The 16,535-nt window shown below is 55.8% G+C and carries 17 protein-coding genes; 5 read left to right on the top strand and 12 right to left on the bottom strand.

The window, feature by feature from the left end; translation table 11 throughout:
- Positions 1-18 precede the first annotated feature (18 nt).
- Positions 19-207, top strand: a complete 189-nt coding sequence (locus ACR6JA_RS10620) for a YpfN family protein (RefSeq protein ID WP_008460189.1) — start codon at positions 19-21, stop codon at positions 205-207.
- 42 nt (positions 208-249) lie between these two features.
- On the opposite strand, the gene ypfH is transcribed toward ACR6JA_RS10620, so the two are convergent.
- From ypfH to dapA, 6 genes are all read right to left on the bottom strand, one after another.
- Positions 250-945: an esterase gene (gene ypfH, locus ACR6JA_RS10615; RefSeq protein ID WP_494492724.1), complete on the bottom strand. Its 696-nt coding sequence runs from the start codon at positions 943-945 to the stop codon at positions 250-252.
- 72 nt (positions 946-1,017) lie between these two features.
- The gene (locus ACR6JA_RS10610; protein ID WP_494492723.1) at positions 1,018-3,051 is read right to left on the bottom strand and encodes a tRNA(Met) cytidine acetyltransferase TmcA; all 2,034 of its coding nucleotides are present in this window, start codon (positions 3,049-3,051) and stop codon (positions 1,018-1,020) included.
- A 3-nt stretch (positions 3,052-3,054) separates the two neighbouring features.
- On the bottom strand, positions 3,055-3,933 hold the full coding sequence (ypfJ, locus tag ACR6JA_RS10605; protein WP_213716859.1) for a KPN_02809 family neutral zinc metallopeptidase: 879 nt from the start codon (positions 3,931-3,933) through the stop codon (positions 3,055-3,057).
- Between the two features lie 325 nt (positions 3,934-4,258).
- On the bottom strand, positions 4,259-4,972 hold the full coding sequence (gene purC, locus ACR6JA_RS10600; protein ID WP_008460193.1) for a phosphoribosylaminoimidazolesuccinocarboxamide synthase: 714 nt from the start codon (positions 4,970-4,972) through the stop codon (positions 4,259-4,261).
- Positions 4,973-5,069: 97 nt separating this feature from the next.
- The gene (bamC, locus tag ACR6JA_RS10595; RefSeq protein WP_494492722.1) at positions 5,070-6,104 is read right to left on the bottom strand and encodes an outer membrane protein assembly factor BamC; all 1,035 of its coding nucleotides are present in this window, start codon (positions 6,102-6,104) and stop codon (positions 5,070-5,072) included.
- Between the two features lie 16 nt (positions 6,105-6,120).
- Entirely contained in the window at positions 6,121-6,999 is an 879-nt protein-coding gene (gene dapA, locus ACR6JA_RS10590; protein ID WP_213716863.1) for a 4-hydroxy-tetrahydrodipicolinate synthase, read from the bottom strand.
- Between the two features lie 146 nt (positions 7,000-7,145).
- Between dapA and ACR6JA_RS10585 the strand changes: the two genes are divergently transcribed.
- Together ACR6JA_RS10585 and bcp are read left to right on the top strand one after the other, a co-directional pair.
- Positions 7,146-7,700, top strand: a complete 555-nt coding sequence (locus ACR6JA_RS10585) for a glycine cleavage system transcriptional repressor (protein ID WP_008460196.1) — start codon at positions 7,146-7,148, stop codon at positions 7,698-7,700.
- Between the two features lie 15 nt (positions 7,701-7,715).
- A complete protein-coding gene (bcp, locus tag ACR6JA_RS10580) occupies positions 7,716-8,186 on the top strand; it encodes a thioredoxin-dependent thiol peroxidase (RefSeq protein WP_008460197.1) in 471 nt (156 codons plus the stop codon).
- A gap of 72 nt (positions 8,187-8,258) precedes the next feature.
- On the opposite strand, the gene ACR6JA_RS10575 is transcribed toward bcp, so the two are convergent.
- The 6 genes from ACR6JA_RS10575 to ACR6JA_RS10550 all read right to left on the bottom strand — a co-directional run bounded on the left by ACR6JA_RS10575 (position 8,259) and on the right by ACR6JA_RS10550 (position 14,493).
- Positions 8,259-9,122, bottom strand: a complete 864-nt coding sequence (locus tag ACR6JA_RS10575) for an NmrA family NAD(P)-binding protein (RefSeq protein WP_213716865.1) — start codon at positions 9,120-9,122, stop codon at positions 8,259-8,261.
- A gap of 93 nt (positions 9,123-9,215) precedes the next feature.
- On the bottom strand, positions 9,216-9,932 hold the full coding sequence (locus ACR6JA_RS10570; RefSeq protein WP_213716867.1) for an SDR family oxidoreductase: 717 nt from the start codon (positions 9,930-9,932) through the stop codon (positions 9,216-9,218).
- A 55-nt stretch (positions 9,933-9,987) separates the two neighbouring features.
- Entirely contained in the window at positions 9,988-10,590 is a 603-nt protein-coding gene (locus tag ACR6JA_RS10565; protein WP_213716869.1) for a TetR/AcrR family transcriptional regulator, read from the bottom strand.
- A gap of 119 nt (positions 10,591-10,709) precedes the next feature.
- Positions 10,710-11,597 (bottom strand): MBL fold metallo-hydrolase, encoded by an 888-nt coding sequence (locus ACR6JA_RS10560; protein WP_213716870.1) that lies wholly within the window; start codon positions 11,595-11,597, stop codon positions 10,710-10,712.
- A 36-nt stretch (positions 11,598-11,633) separates the two neighbouring features.
- On the bottom strand, positions 11,634-13,049 hold the full coding sequence (locus ACR6JA_RS10555; RefSeq protein ID WP_494492721.1) for an MATE family efflux transporter: 1,416 nt from the start codon (positions 13,047-13,049) through the stop codon (positions 11,634-11,636).
- A gap of 367 nt (positions 13,050-13,416) precedes the next feature.
- A complete protein-coding gene (locus tag ACR6JA_RS10550; RefSeq protein WP_213716872.1) occupies positions 13,417-14,493 on the bottom strand; it encodes an AI-2E family transporter in 1,077 nt (358 codons plus the stop codon).
- Positions 14,494-14,695: 202 nt separating this feature from the next.
- Between ACR6JA_RS10550 and bepA the strand changes: the two genes are divergently transcribed.
- On the top strand, positions 14,696-16,159 hold the full coding sequence (bepA, locus tag ACR6JA_RS10545; protein WP_494492720.1) for a beta-barrel assembly-enhancing protease: 1,464 nt from the start codon (positions 14,696-14,698) through the stop codon (positions 16,157-16,159).
- Positions 16,160-16,170: 11 nt separating this feature from the next.
- Positions 16,171-16,527: an arsenate reductase (glutaredoxin) gene (arsC, locus tag ACR6JA_RS10540; RefSeq protein ID WP_494492719.1), complete on the top strand. Its 357-nt coding sequence runs from the start codon at positions 16,171-16,173 to the stop codon at positions 16,525-16,527.
- Positions 16,528-16,535 lie beyond the last annotated feature (8 nt).

The raw sequence follows: 16,535 nt of genomic DNA, 5'->3' as shown, positions 1-16,535 counted from the left end.
AACTGAAGAGGTATCAGCATGGAATGGCTATCGCATTACTGGTGGATTATCGTCCTGGTGTTATTGCTGGGGATTTTTATTAACGTCATTAAAGACCTGAATCGAATCGATCCGAAGAAGTACATGGCAGACAAGCCTGAGCTTCCGCCACATCGTGATTTTAACGATAAGTGGGATGACGAGGACGACTGGCCTAAGAAGAAATAGCAGTATGTCTCACTCCGGGCGATTCCGGAGTGAGGCAAATATTTACAGCAGCTCTATCAGATCATCATCTTTCGGTGCCGCGCCGCCGCTCAAAGCCTCATCGAAATAGTGCTTCGGCACGGTGTAGCGTAGGTGATCCAGCGCCGCCTTCATGCTGCGGTCATCTATCGCATGCTCCAGATCGTCAATCAAATCCAGCGTCACGTCCCCGCCCAGGCTAAGTAACTTCTCGGCGGCATCCACCGCATGTGTCGCGTGGATCACTTTGTCGTTATCCCCGTGGATCAGGTGGATCGTGGTGCTGGTGGAGGCCTGCTGCGGCAGCTCTGCATAGCGCCCGCTAAAAGCAATGACCCGAGCAGCAAGACCCGGCTGAGCCTTAATGCTCTCCAGCGCCATAATGGTCCCCTGAGAGAAGCCAATCAGCGCCGTAGCCGTTGGCGGTACACCGCTTTGCCGCTGCCAGTCACGCACGGCTTCAATAAATCCAGGCATAGCGGCATCCACCCGCTGCTGACGGTTTTCTTCCGTTACGCCTGCCACCGAAAACCACTCCCGGCCTGCGCCACTTTGATTCGGCCCACTAATACTGACCACCAGAGCATCAGGAAATTCTGGTGCAAACCAGCTCCCGATTTCGCCCATGGCTTTAGCCGTGTCGCCTACACCGTGGAACAGCAGTATCAGCTGGCTGGCCGGCGTTGCGGGGCTTTGGACAACAAAATGGTCATGTTTCATGGCTTTCTCCTGGTTAATGGAGATAACTATACGCCGCTGCATGGGGATGACCATGCCGTTTCATTGAACAAGTTAGTGGAATTTTTGCAATTGCATAATGCCGTTGTGCAGCTCAGCCGTACGATCCCGATCGAGATTTTCCAACGCACTTTGGACTTCCTCACGCATCAGTGCAAGCAAGGCTTTTTTGCCAGAAAGCCCCAGCCGCTGGCTGAGCGCCTCGCTGTTCTCACGTTGCTGCAGCCGCCCGCGAAGCGCATGCAGCGGTAAAACGGACGCCAGCATAAGGCGATTCAATGCCCCCAGACAGGCTTCCAACGGACGATGGGCAAAGGCAAAACCGGATAACTCTTCCCAATCTTCGGCCAACAGTTCTGTTGGACAATCCGCGGTAAGAGGCAAAGACAATTCCAGCCAGTCTTTTTGCCAAGGCCAGTCTCGCCGTAGCCGCCGCCGCTCATTTTCTGCCAGCAACCTGCCTTCGGGCGTCAGAGGCAATAGTGCCATAGCGCTGTAGCAGCCGCTGCTGGCCTCTTTGTGGCTTCCGATTCGCACCAGCTCAAAACCACAGCGTTGCCAGAAGCGCCACAGTTCATCGGTATAGCCGAAGCTGACTGAAAGATAATCACATTGATGATTCACGGCCTGCCGCGCATGTTCAATCATGCTGGCACCAATATGCTCGCGTTGGCGCAAAGGATGAACCGCAATGCGGCTGATACGCAGCCCGCGAAGCGTAGCGGCCAATGGGCTTCCGCCATGTGCCGCCAGCGATTGTGCCACCAGATTGCCTCTCGGGCGCCGGAACCCAGCCCACACGCAACGGCTTAGCGTTGCATCGAGTCCACCTTCTTCAACCAGCCACAAAGCTCCTGCACACTGCTCTTTGATAATGGCCGCGATAAAATGCTGGCCGGGAGCATCAAGCATCCGCCGCCAGTCGAGCGGCGAGGTACGGTAATGTGCGCCCGAAAGCAGCCGATACATCTGCTTTAATTGCTCAGGGTTACTAAGCCAGTCTGCCTGCTCAACAATCTGTAAAACGGGATTGCCTTGCGGAAATCGCTCCAGATCCGGCTCATCAAAAAGCATGATCCTGTCAATCACCTGCTCCAGCGGATCGTTCAGCGCCCAGCGGATCGGCGCATTCAGCGTGAAAAGCTTGAGGGACGGAAATGCCGCACAGAATTTCAGTAAAAATCCGCGCCCGGTTCCCTCGTACCCCTGCACCGTCGTGGTCAGTAAAACTCGGGGGAAACGCGCTATTAGCTGGCGTAGCAGCGGGGTCGGAATAGCGGCGGCCTCGTCCACAATCAGCCAGTCATATGCCGCTAATTCACGCTCTGCGGCCAGCGCGTCCGGGGCCATAAATTGAAATGATTCGCCCGCATAGCTTGCCAGCACGTCGGTGGCGGCCTTCGCGGGCGCTGTCACGAGACAAGCACCTGGTGTCCGGTCAACCAGCATGCCCGCCAGCGCAGATTTCCCCCGGCCTCTGGCCGCCGTCACCACCGCCACGCCGCGCGCCATCCCGGACAAATTATCAAGGATAGCGGCCTGCTCTTGCTCCGGCGCACCGCTGGCGGGCTGCCAGACTGGGCGGTGAGCAAAAGGATTCAAGGGGAATGATGCATGCTGCTGCCACAGCACGACTTCTGAATCTTGCCGTATGCAGCGCTGAAGATGGAAAACAAAATGGGGGGTAGAAATCGCCTGTGGCGCATCGCTCCAGCGGCTGGAATCTTCATCCGGAAGCGAAGCCCAGCGCGACCACTCAGGCGTCAGCAGCAGCAGCCAACTGCCTGCTTTGAGCATCCCGGAAAGCGCAGCGAAGGCGGCGGCATCCAGTCCTCGCCTGGCATCAAAAACGGCATGCTGAAACTCACGCCCCAGCATGCTGCGAACCGCCGAGGGCGCACAATGTAAAGGCAACTCAGGGGAAGAGCCAACCCACAGCCAGTCACCGGATAAAGAAGCAGAAAGGGTTGCAACCTGCTCGCTGCTCCACTGGCTATCACCGGCCAGCACCATCAACCGGCGGATGCCCGTCTGCCGCATATGCGCCGTTGCCTGCTGCATCGGCGCGATGAAAGTTGCTGCGGTCATCGATTAACGGAGCGTATTGCCGAAGGTGTTACACTGGGCCGGATCGCCACTGTCAAAACCACGTTTGAACCAGGTATAGCGCTGCTCGGAAGTGCCGTGGGTAAAACTGTCCGGCACCACTCGGCCCTGGCTTTGCTGCTGCAGGCGGTCGTCCCCAATGGCTTCGGCAGCATTGAGCGCTTCTTTCAGGTCACCTGAATCAAGCACCTGCTGTTTCTGCATGCTGTTCCCCCAGACGCCGGCGAAGCAGTCGGCCTGAAGTTCCATTTTCACCGACAGGCGGTTAGCGTCAGCTTGGGAAGCATTCTGCTGCATCTGGCGCACTTTAGGTTCAATACCCAACAGCTTCTGCACGTGATGCCCCACTTCGTGAGCAATGACGTAGCCCTGGGCAAAGTCTCCGCCCGCCCCAAGCTTGTTGCGCATATCATCGTAGAACGAGAGGTCGATATAAACGGTGCTGTCCGCCGGGCAATAGAACGGCCCCATCACGGACTGGCCGGTACCGCAGCCGGTGCGCGTTGCCCCGCGGTACATCACCAGCTTAGGCTGCTGGTAGGTACGCCCCATCTTCTGGAAAATTTCACCCCATGTATCTTCGGTTGTCGCCAGAATGACCGAGGTAAATTTGGCGGCTTCGTCGTCTTTCGGACTGATGGAACGCTGCTGGGAAGACTGCTGAGAAACCGGCGGCTCGCCGGACAGGAAGGAAGTGAGATCGACGCCGTAATAGCTTGCCACAATGACCACGACCAGCAGCACCAGGCCGCCTTTTCCGCGTGGGATACGAAAACCGCCGCCGCCCATGCTCATACCTGGACCAGAGGCGTCATTGCGCCTGTCTTCTACATTGTCGCTTTCGCGACGTCCTTGCCAACGCATACGCTCGTCCTCATTCACAACCTGTAATGGAATACTCGTCATACTTCAAGCCACAGCTGCGTTGGCCGCACCCGTTCACCTCAGTCACAGAGTTAGCTATGCTCCTGAGGACTCACGGCCTTGCCGCGTGATTCAGCACTATGGCCTCACCCCTTTGGGGCCAGCGCAAGCGCTGTTCAAAACGACCACGCGTTTTGTGCTACAACTTGAATTATTTAGAGTATAGATCGTAGGTGGTTACCGGCAGGATTACCATAAGAACAGACAGCGAAAAAACAGGGTGCGCAAAAACGCACCCCATTGCGCAACGTAAACGATTGCGTAGTTAGTCTAATTTAACGCCGAGACGGTGAGCAACTTCCTCGTACGCTTCAATCAGGCCACCCAGACTCTGGCGGAAACGGTCTTTGTCCATTTTATCAAGCGTTTGCTTGTCCCACAGGCGGCTGCCATCCGGGGAGAATTCGTCACCCAGCACCACTTCGCCTTTGAACAGCCCAAACTCCAGCTTGAAGTCAACGAGGATCAGGCCAGCGTCATCAAACAGTTTGCTCAGTACGTCGTTAGCTTTGTAGCTCAGTTCACGCATGCGGGCCAGATTCTCTTTGCTCACCCAGCCAAAGGTTTCACAGTAAGATTCATTGACCATCGGGTCATGCATGGCGTCGTTTTTCAGGAACAGATCGAACAGCGGCGGGTTCAGCTCAATACCTTCCTCAATACCAAGGCGCTTCACCAGTGAACCCGCGGCGCGGTTACGAATCACGCACTCTACCGGCACCATGTCGAGCTTCTTCACCAGCACTTCGTTGTCAGAAAGCAGCGCTTCCATCTGGGTCGGGATACCCGCTTCTTCCAGTTTGGCCATAATGAAATGGTTAAACTTGTTGTTTACCATGCCTTTACGGTCGAACTGCTCGATGCGTGCCCCATCACCTGCTGACGTATCGTTACGGAATTCGAGCACCAACAGATCCGGATTTTCGGTACTGTAAACGGTCTTCGCTTTGCCGCGATACAACTCAGCTTGCTTTTGCATCTTTCTTACTCCAGGTATAGCGATCGCTTGCGCAATCGAGGGGGGTTAATACATAAGGCTTAAATAACAAGGGCCGGAATTAACCGGCCCTTGAGTATTACTTGCTGAATGCTGCCTGGAAGACAGCGACCAGTGCATCGTTCTGAGACTGCGTCAGCGGGTGCCCTTTCGGATCGATGAACTGCAGGCTGCTGCGGTTATCGAGGTCGCCAACCTGCAGCTTATAGTCGCCGTTGGTGAGCCCAGGATCTTTCGCCCCCAGATCACTCCAGCTGCTGTCAGACAGCGCTTTATAGGTTACCGCGATATTGCCCTGAGAACGGGTTGTATCGGTGACTTTCATGCCCGCTTTTTCAAGCGCAGCCGGCAGGCGGTTCCACACGACGTTGAACGGCGCACGAACGACCAGCATTGGCAGCCCGGTATCATCCGCTGCGCTCTGCACATCAAGCTGCGCTGAGCTGCGGTTGTCCTGCGTATTCTGGCGGGTCGTTTCCGACTTATCGAGACCGGCACTGATGATGTTCAGCATCTGCGCGCTGTAGCGCTGCAGAGATGAAGCATCCGCTATCGGCTTGCCGCCCTGCTCCAGGTTCAGCAGCTTAACGACGACTGACTGCTGGTAACCCTGAGGCTGCACGCTAATCTGGTAGCGGCCACGATACTGGACGTCTTCGTCAGCGCGGTTCCACTGAACCCAGTCGGTTGTCAGGGTCTGGCTGGCATCGTTGCGCTGGGCAATAGCGTAGTTCCCGGCTTGCAGGATACTGACCACCTGAGGCCACAGGCCGCTTGCCTTGTTAGCTTCAACCTGCAGCGTGGCGGTATCACCGGTGAACTGAGTACGAGCCCCGTTCACCAATGCCAGCGCCTGCGCCGGTGGGCGAATATCCAACTGCTTGCCTACAGCACCGCTGCCGTTGGTGACCGGAATGTTGTAGTCGCCATTCTGAATCGGCAGGATCATCCCGGCCGGAGAGTGGATTTCCGCAAGTGGGGTCGCATCCAGGTAGGACTCATCACCGCTAACCTGACGCTTGTAACGCTGATCGGAACTGCACGCCGCTAACAGCATGGCGAGCGAAACAACAGCAACTTTTGCCACCGTCGACTTCTGTACTGAGTAAGCCATCAAATCTCCCTAAGCTTTACAGCAGACCGGCATGCTTAAGCGCGCTGATAATCACCGGGCGACTGGCGTCGGTCAACGGCGTCATCGGCAGGCGTAAGGTGTCGGTTGCCACAAGACCCAACTCCCTCGCGGCCCATTTCACCGGGATAGGGTTAGGTTCTACAAACAATTTATGGTGCAGCGGCATCAGACGCTGGTTAATTTCGCGAGCCTGTGCAAATTGCCCTGAGGTGGCAAGTTTACACATTTCTGCCATTTCACGCGCGGCTACGTTTGCCGTCACGGAAATCACGCCGTGGCCGCCAAGCTGAATGAAGTCCAGCGCGCTGGCGTCATCACCGCTCACCAGGATGAAGTCATCTTCAACCAGCTCTTTGATCTGGTTTACGCGGCTTAAGTTCCCGGTGGCTTCTTTGATACCGATAATATTTTTGATTTTCGCCAGGCGGCCAACGGTTTCCGGCAACATGTCACAGCCGGTACGCGACGGCACGTTATACAGCATCTGCGGCAAATGAGTGCTTTCAGCAATCGCTTTAAAGTGCTGGAACAGGCCTTCCTGAGTAGGACGGTTGTAATACGGGGTGACCGTCAGACAGCCAACAATGCCGCTGTCCTGCAGGTGATGCGTCAGGGAAATCGCTTCGGAAGTGGCGTTAGCCCCGGTACCGGCAATGACCGGGATACGCCCGTCCGCCAGTTCCACGGTAAGCTTCACTACGTCGACGTGTTCGTCGTGGCTTAAGGTAGCCGATTCGCCGGTAGTCCCTACCGAGACAATCGCCGATGTTCCGCTGGCGACATGGTAATCAATCAGTTTTTTCAGGCTGGACCGGCAGACATTACCTTTCTCATCCATCGGCGTAATTATCGCGACAACACTTCCCGTAAACATTAGCCACCCTCTGTGCAAACATGTTCTCCAATGTTACGTTTGGTGCCATAGCAAAAGCAAGCCGCCAGAAGGCGCTAAGCGGTTGGCAGCATACTTTTTTTATGCTTTCCTAATGTGAATCTCACCGATTGACAGGAAGAACACGTTTGACACCCTCATCACACCATTATTTGGTTATCACAGCCCTGGGGGCGGACCGTCCGGGTATCGTCAATACCATCACACGTCACGTAAGCAGCTGCGGCTGTAATATCGAAGACAGCCGGCTGGCGATGCTGGGTGAAGAGTTCACCTTTATCATGCTGCTTTCCGGCACCTGGAACGCGATAACCCTGATCGAATCCACTCTGCCGCTAAAGGGCGCCGAACTCGATCTGTTAATTGTGATGAAACGCACAACCGCGCAGGAAAGACCGGCCACGCCGGCCACGGTTTGGGTGCAGGTTGAAGTGGCAGACTCGCCGCACCTGATTGAGCGATTTACCCATCTGTTTGATACCCATCAAATGAACATTGCCGAGCTTGTTTCCCGCACTCAGCCCGCTGAAAACGGCGTGGGGCCACGGCTGTATATTCAGATCACGGCCCACAGCCCCGGTTCACAGGATGCGACAATTATCGAGCAAGCGTTTAAAGCCCTATGTACAGAACTGAAAGCAGAAGGCACTATTAACGTGGTTAACCCACAGCAAGATGATTAAAGACGGAGAGTAGTGATGAGCCCACTGAAAGCCGGTGATATTGCACCGAAATTTAGCTTGCCCGATCAGGACGGCGAACAAGTAAATTTAACCGACTTCCAGGGACAGAGAGTTCTGGTTTATTTCTATCCAAAAGCGATGACACCAGGCTGCACCGTGCAGGCATGTGGTTTGCGCGACAACATGGATGAGTTGAAAAAGCGTGGCGTGGAAGTGCTGGGCATCAGCACCGACAAGCCGGAAAAACTTTCCCGTTTTGCCGAGAAAGAGCTGCTTAACTTCACCCTGCTTTCTGATGAAGACCATGAGGTTTGCAATCAGTTTGGCGTGTGGGGCGAGAAATCTTTTATGGGTAAAACCTACGACGGCATTCACCGCATTAGCTTCCTGCTGGACGGCGACGGTAAAGTGGAAAAGGTGTTTGACGATTTCAAAACCAGCAACCACCACGATATCGTTGTGAACTGGCTGACCGAAAACGCCTAAGAACAGATAAAAAAGCCGACATCTCAGTCGGCTTTTTTCTTACGGCGATTCCAGCCGCGCCAGACTAACTCATCAAGTCAGGCTCTCGTAATGCTGCTCAATAAATTGCGGCAACGTCACAAGCGGCTGGCCGATAATCTCAACGCCCCTCTCATCCAGCCCTGCCAGGAGTCCTTCCTGCTGATCCTTTTTAATAGCGGAGAAGTGTAGGCGCAGAAAATCATTATCAGGCATACCCAGCAGGCTCAGGAACCCCTCAACGGTGACGGCCTCAAAGCGGATCTCTTTCTCTAAAATCGCCCCTAACAGCCGGGCTATCTCAGCATGGCTATACTCTACCGGGCCATGGAGGGCGTAAGTCTGGCCCGCATGCCTGGCTGGATTGGCCAGTATTCCGGCCACCACGCGGGCGATATCGGCGGCGGCAATGGGGGCAAATCGGCTTTCTGCCTCAAACGGCGTAACATAGCGCCCTTCGCGGATTAAATGCGCCGTATACAACAGCCACTCGGCGAAGAGCGTCACCCGCAGGTGCACGGTTGGGACGCCAGACCAATTTAAAACCCGCTCGGCCAGCCAGTGTTTCAGCGTTTGCGGGCTGGTGGCATTGGGGCGCGATTGCTTATGAGACATATTGACCACCAGCTCAAGCTTCGCCTCTTTTGACGCCTGAGCAAAAATCGTCGTAGCCTCGACCAGTCCCTCGGCCAGCGGGTAGCAAAAATAAGCCACAGAAACGCCTGTCAGAGCCTCGCGCATTTGCCGAAGCTGGAGCATGTCAGCGACCACGACTTCAGCGCCTGACGCACGGAGTTTAGCGGCACGCTCATCCTCACGACGAACTAAAGCCCGAACTTTATGCCCTTTTTCAAGCAGGAATTTTACCGTAGGGGCTCCCGTGTCACCGGCCGCAGCGGTAATCAAAAATGTTTTCATTTTACTGTTCCGAATAGAGGGAAGGGTGCTGTCCGTCTCTGAAGGCAGCCTTCAGAGAGCAGGAGTCACGTTCATCGGCTGGCTACACCCGACTTACATTGTGGCAAAATGGTGCTCCAGCCCCTTCGGATTGCTTCCCCAGAAGCCGGCCACCTGAACCGAAACAGGATCGGGATAAATGTCTTCCCGCTCTTCAATCAGGCCTTGCAAAATCTCTTCGGCCGCCACGTCAGGGGACGTTCTTTTCTCCTGCAGGCCAGAGTCCATCGAGGTTTCAATCGGTCCCGGAAAGATGCTAATCACGTTGATGTTTTGTGCTTTCAGCGTTGCTCTGGCGGCCTGAGTGGCCGAAAGCAATGCGGCTTTGGAGGCCGAATATCCCGCGGTGTGTCTCATTGCCGCCAGCGCCATGACGCTCAGAACATTGGCAATAATCCCGCCCCCTTTTTTCCCAATCAGCGGCGCAAAAGACTGCATCACGCGCACCGTGCCGTAGTAATTCACCTCCATGTCATCGGCCAGGTCAGCCGTCGTCGCGGTCAGGATAGTATTGACCTTCATCGCACCGGCGTTATTCAACAAAATGTCGACTTCACCCACCTGACGCGCCGCGGCAGAAACAGATTCCGGCTGTGTGACATCCAGCTGCACGGCGGTAACACGGCTGTCGCCGAAATCCGGCAAGGTTTGAAGATCGCGTGCGCCGGCGTACACTTTGCCTGCGCCGTGCCGGAGAAAGGCACGCACTAACTCAGCGCCAAGACCCCGGTTTGCGCCGGTAACGAAAACTGTTTTGCCTTGAATGTTCATATATTGACCTTTTGGGTTGATTCACCGTGTGGTGAGGCAGTTAGCTACGCCCGGTTTATCCCGCGCGCAGCGGTTCTATTTCTGAGGCAAGCCGCAATGCATTCGCGATGCCATCCTTCAGGAGTTGCGTGGACAAAACCGGGTCGGTCACAATGCGAGACAGCTGAATCGTGCCGACCATCACGGCCCAAATCGCCGCCGCAGTTCTCATCCGCACCTCAGCCTCCACTTTTGCCGACAGGCTGTCCGCGATCTGCTGGATAAAGCCAAGCGTTTTGTCCGCAATCATCGTCCGGGTGCCTTCCGGTCGGTTCTTCAGTTCCGACGCCAGCGAGGCGAAGGCACACCCGGCTTCCGGGTTGTCGCGATGCTCCGGACTGAGATAACGCGCTAAAATCCGCTCCAGACTTATCGCGGAGTTATCCCCCCCCTCGCCGAATATGCGGCAGAAGGTTTCGTCTGCGGCAAGGCTAACGGCCTCCTGGATCAAGTCCTCTTTAGACTTAAAGTGGCTATAAAAGCCCCCCACCGTTAGCCCGGCATGGTCCATCAGAGCGGCGACCCCGACCTTCTCAATGCCTTCTTCACGAAAACGTTGCGACGCAACCTTGACGATGTGTTTGTGCGTTTCCTCTTTATGACCTTTGGCATAGCGCATACCCCTGTCCCCCTATTTTCACGCTTAACGATGATTAAATTATAATCATAATATAACCAACCGTCAGAAAACTGCCATCCTTTTTACTGGCCGGTCAGGCGTGATGCCGTCGAGAGACGTCAAAAATCAAAGAAAAATGAGGCACCATTGTGGGAGATTCGCCCGGCATGCGGCGCCCCGAAGTGGGCAGGAAACATCACGGCATGCGTTTCGGCACAATGGGTCAGAACCTGTTTACGCGAGCTGATTGCCTGGGCCGGATCCATACAGAATCGGCTGTTCCACTCTGGCCTGTAAATCTGTATGGGGTGATGCATAACGTCCCCGATGAATATGCCCTCCTCCTGGCCGCTGATTAACCGCAGTATAATGTGGCCCGGAGAATGTCCAGGCGCAGGCTCTATTAGCAGCGAGTCGCTCAGCCTGTCCGGCATACTGACCACCTGCGCCTGATTAGCCTCAAGAATGGGCAGGACTGAATCAGTAAAGACATCGCGTGGCTCTTGCGGCAGATGCGGATTTCTTGCAGGGTCCCAAAAATTCAGCTCTTCCAGCGAAAAGACATATTTTGCATTTGGAAACGTTGGCACCCAACGTCCGTCCAGGAGCCGGGTATTCCAGCCGACGTGATCCACATGCAGATGCGTGCACAGCACATAGTCGACGTCCTCAGGTTTAACGCCCACGCTTCTCAGTCGCTCAAGATACGGCGAGTTCAGCTGGTGGAAGTGTGGCGACTCCGGACGATGTTTATCATTGCCGCAGCACGCATCCACAAGAATGGTATGGTGGGCCGTCCTGATCAGCCAGGAATGCACCGACATCATGATCTGGTGGGTCGAAAGCTGGTAAAAGTCAGGCACCATCCAGGCCCCATGCTCTTTCAGGACCTCCGGATCCCAATCGGCAAAGAGTTCCTCTCCCCTGAAGCCCGGCCCGTGAAGTTCCTCAATGCGGGTCACGGTGGCATGCCCTATTTTCCAGCTCCCGGCAGTCTGCACGCTCATGCTGATTATCTCCTGATTATGTTTTGAAAGGGTCCGCTAGCGAGCCTGTTCTGCCGAGCGGGGCTGACTTCGACTGCCCTCAGGGCGGGGCCACATGGCACCTGAAAGCTCCGTCACTACGCAAATCGCAGCGGAAATCACTATCGCCGCCGCAACAATCGCAAACAGAGAGGTCAGCGAAGCATGGAAATACGTCACGGCAAGCCACCCACCGCCGGCGGCAATAATCAGACGCACCGTACCGGCAATAAAGATGCGCCACATATACCCGCTGCCCTGTGCGGCGAAACTCAGCGCGAAAACGATCCCGGTCGCGACATACAGCGGGGCAACAATTTGCAGGTAGTGAGAGCCGGTTTGCACAATCGCCGGATCGTGGGTGAATAGTCCCAGCCAAAGCGCAGGATAAAACGCGACAAGTAAGCCAATGACTTCGACGATTGCCACGCTGGCCGCCACTCCTGACCAGGCAATTTTCCTGGCGCGGGCAATCTGACCTGCGCCGACATTGGTGCCCACCATTGTCAGGATCGCCGTGCCCATCCCGAACAGTAAGGGAATCAGGACATAGTCCAGCCTGGAGGCGGTGCCGTACCCGCCGATCGCATCCAGACCGAAGCGCCCGACTGCGCCGGTCACAAGCAGCACCATCACATTAAGTTGCAGAGTCCCAAGCGCCGCCAGCACGCCCACCTTGAGAATATCGCCGAATAACCGACCGCGCAGAGGAGAGAGCCTCAAACGCAGCCCGGCACGCCCGCTAGCCATGTAGCGCAGCAGCGCCAAAGCAGCCAGCCAGTAATAGAGGCTCACGGCCACACCGGCCCCCGCGATGCCAAGGCCTTTGATCGGACCAAGGCCGAAGATAAACAGCGGCGAAAGAGGGACCAGCACAATCGCGCCGATAAACGTCACCATTGCCGGCACTTTCACATTCCCGACGCCCCTGAGAACGGCGGAAAGAAGATTAACGATCCAAATGGGTACCGCCGCGATAAAAACAAATATTGAGTATGTCTGCGCGGCATGAAGCGCCTCGCCGGATCCACCGAGAGCGGCATAAAGCACCGGCCCAAAACCAATAACGAGTCCAGAAAAAAGCAGACCAAAGGCTACCGCCACCACGACCGCATGCAGGATCAGGGCATTCACATCCTCATGCCTGCCCGCCCCGGCGGCTCTGGCAACCGCGGAAGCCACGCCGCCGCCTATGCCCCCGGCCGCCATCATCGTCATCAACATCCACACCGGGAATACCATGGAAACACCGACCAATGCAGGCGTTCCAAGAAAAGAGACGTAGTAAGTCTCGGCCACGTTAACCAGGGTCTGCGCCACAAGGACAGCGATAGTGGGCAGTGCCAGACGCATCATGGTTGAAAAAACGGGCCCGCTGAGTATCTGCTCGCGCATCAGTCGCCTGGCCGCCTCATCACTGGATTGGTGCTTCATTTTGCCTTCTCCTGCCCCGCCGGTTTAGCCGCCCGGGAAACCCAGGCCACCATTTTGCGTAGCCTTAACAACGTTTATATTATGATCATAATACTATGGGGTAAAAAAATAGAACACAAGAGGGATCGAGACAAATAATTGGAGGATCCCGGGAGGTTTGGTCCGCGGCGCCTTTGCCGCAAAGGGGGCTACTCACCGCGCTGGCAGGGCGAAGGCATTCACATCGGGATGTTTTTTATAAAGAAATATAACGATGAGATAAGGTTTTTGAGCAGAAAAAAACTGTTTCGGGATCGATATTAGAGGGAGGTTATTGACGACTGCCGGGCAGCGATGGGGCTTTTCCCCCCACCGCCAACCCGGTTGGCTATTCCCGACTCGCGACGTCATCCACCGCTGAAGCATCCGGCCAGGCGTGAACCACGGCTTTAATCAGCGTTGCCAGCGGGATTGCAAAGAACACGCCCCAGAATCCCCACAGCCCGCCAAAAATCACCACTGACAGAATAATCACCAGCGGATGAAGATTCACCGCCTCCGAGAACAGCACCGGCACCAGCAGGTTGCCGTCCAGCGCCTGAATAATCAGATACACGCCAAAGAGCGTCCAAAACTCAGTGCCCAGACCAAACTGGAACAGCGCCACGCAAATCACCGGAATAGTGACCACAAACGCGCCGATGTAAGGAATTAGCACCGAGAAGCCAACCAGCACCGCCAGCAGCAGCGAGTAATTCAGCCCGAAAATAATAAAGCCGATATAGGTCGCCACGCCCACGACAATCATCTCCAGCACTTTGCCGCGAATATAGTTGGTGATTTGCTGGTTCATCTCCAGCCAGACTTGCCCGGCCAGACCGCGGTTGCGCGGCAGAACACGGCGCACGGCATTCAGCATCTGCTCTTTGTCCTTCACCAGGAAGAACACCATCAGCGGCACAAGAATCAGGTAAATAGCCAATGTCAGCAGCCCAACCAGCGACGCCAGCGAGAATTTCACCACCTGGTCGCCCATACCGGAAAGCCGACTGCGAACGTTTTCGGCCATGGCGTCAATAATGCCCGCATCCACCAGCGCCGGATAACGCTTCGGCAATGTGGCGGCAAAATCGGAAAGTTTGTTGAGCATCCCCGGCATATCACGAATCAGGTTGATGCCCTGCTGCCAGGCGACGGGCGCCACAAACAGCACCATCAGCAGCAAAATGCCGACAAACAGCACCAGCACAATGGTGGTGGCCCACGTTCGGGAACAACCGATACGCTCGAGGCGCACCGTAGGCCACTCAAGCAAATAGGCCAGAACGATGGCAACCAGCAGCGGTGCCAGCAGACCGTGCAAGAAGAACAGGATGCAAAAACCCGCCACCAGAATAACCAACAGGGCAATCGCCTCCGGGTCGCTGAAGCGACGGCGATACCACTGCAACAACATGTCGAGCATACATCCCTTCCGTGAAGTTTTTTTTGATGCCGAATTGTATCGAAATGTCACCGCAAAGACTTTGCTTTTTACGGCGGATTACAAAGGAGAATCCACCAAATAAAATCTTCGCAGCTTCAACGCCCTACAGTACACTTCTTTAAGCGAACAAACTTGTACTCATCGTGTCAAAATCTGACAACGACTAAACGGGACAGTAGTTATGGTTAGGCAGTTGAAAAAGACCCTGATTGCAACACTTACGGCCTCGCTGCTGGTAGGCACCCTACTGCCAGCGCGCGCGGATGTGACTGACCAACTCCCAGATATGGGAACGTCCGCGGGCAGCACGCTGTCTATCGCGCAGGAAATGCAGATGGGCGATTTTTACGTCCGCCAGCTGCGCGGTAGCGCCCCGCTGATTAACGATCCGCTGCTGACGCAGTACATCAACTCACTGGGCATGAGGCTGGTTAGCCACGCCAATTCGGTGAAGACCCCGTTCCACTTCTTCCTGATCAACAACGACGAAATCAACGCCTTCGCCTTCTTTGGCGGCAATGTGGTGCTGCACTCGGCGCTGTTCCGTTATGCCGATACGGAAAGCCAGCTGGCTTCTGTTATGGCCCACGAAATCTCCCACGTCACCCAGCGCCACCTGGCGCGTGCGATGGAAGATCAAAAGAAAAATGCACCCCTGACATGGGTGGGAGCCTTAGGCTCAATTCTGCTGGCAATGGCCAGCCCCCAGGCCGGGATGGCCGCCCTGTCCGGGACGCTGGCCGGGACGCAACAAGGCATGATCAGCTTTACGCAGCAAAATGAGCAGGAAGCTGACCGCATCGGTATTCAGGTACTCCAGCGTTCGGGCTTTGATCCTCAGGCGATGCCAGGCTTCCTCGAAAAGCTGCTCGATCAGGCTCGCTACTCCTCTCGTCCACCAGAAATTCTGCTGACCCACCCATTGCCGGAAAGCCGCCTGGCGGATGCCCGCAACCGCGCCAACCAAATGCGCCCGGTGGTGGTTCAGTCCTCGGAAAATTTCTACATGGCAAAGGTTCGCACCCTGGGGATGTATAACTCGGGCCGCAATCAGCTAACCCCGGATCTGCTGGATGCCTGGTCAAAAGGCAACGTGCGTGAGCAAAACGCGGCGCAATATGGTCGCGCGCTGCAGGCTTTGCAGGCGGATAAATACGACGAGGCAAGAAAAACGCTTCAGCCACTGATTAGCGCCCAGCCGGGCAACCCGTGGTATCTCGATCTGGCCACCGATATCGATCTCGGCCAGCACAAAGCCAACGACGCGATCAACCGGCTGAAAAACGCCCCGGACCTGAAGAATAACCCGGTGCTGCAGCTGAACCTTGCCAATGCTTACCTGGAAGGCGGGCAGACCGCCGAGGCAGCAACGCAGCTTAATCGCTACACATTCGCTCACCCTGACGACACCAACGGCTGGGATTTATTGGCTCAGGCTCAGGGGAAACTGGGCAACCGCGATCAGGAGTTAGCGGCTCGCGCCGAAGTCATGGCGCTCAATGGCCGCCTGGATCAGGCTATTTCAATGCTCAGCAGCGCCAGCTCGCAGGTGAAACTCGGCAGCCTGCAACAGGCCAGGTACGACGCCCGGATCGATCAGCTGCGCCAGCTGCAGCAGCGCTTTAAACCTTATATGAAGATGTAACAGGAGTCCGTATGTCCACGAAGGTCGAAATTTATCACAACCCACGCTGCTCCAAGAGCCGTGAAACACTGAACCTGTTGAAGGAAAAAGGCGTTGAGCCAGAAGTAGTGCTTTACCTGGAAACGCCGCCGGACGCGGCCACGGTTAAATCGCTGCTGAAGAAACTGGGCTTTACCAGCGCGCGGGAACTGATGCGCCGCAAAGAAGAGCTGTACAAAGAACTGAAGCTGGACGACGCCAGCCTCAGCGAAGAAGCGCTCATTCAGGCGATGATTGAGCACCCGAAACTCATCGAGCGCCCAATCGTGCTAGCCAACGGCAAAGCCCGTATTGGCCGCCCGCCTGAACAGGTGCTCGAGATCCTCTGACCTGCCCC

This window comes from Cedecea sp. B1(4) (assembly GCF_059414925.1).
This window is presented reverse-complemented; position numbering and strand designations above follow the sequence as displayed.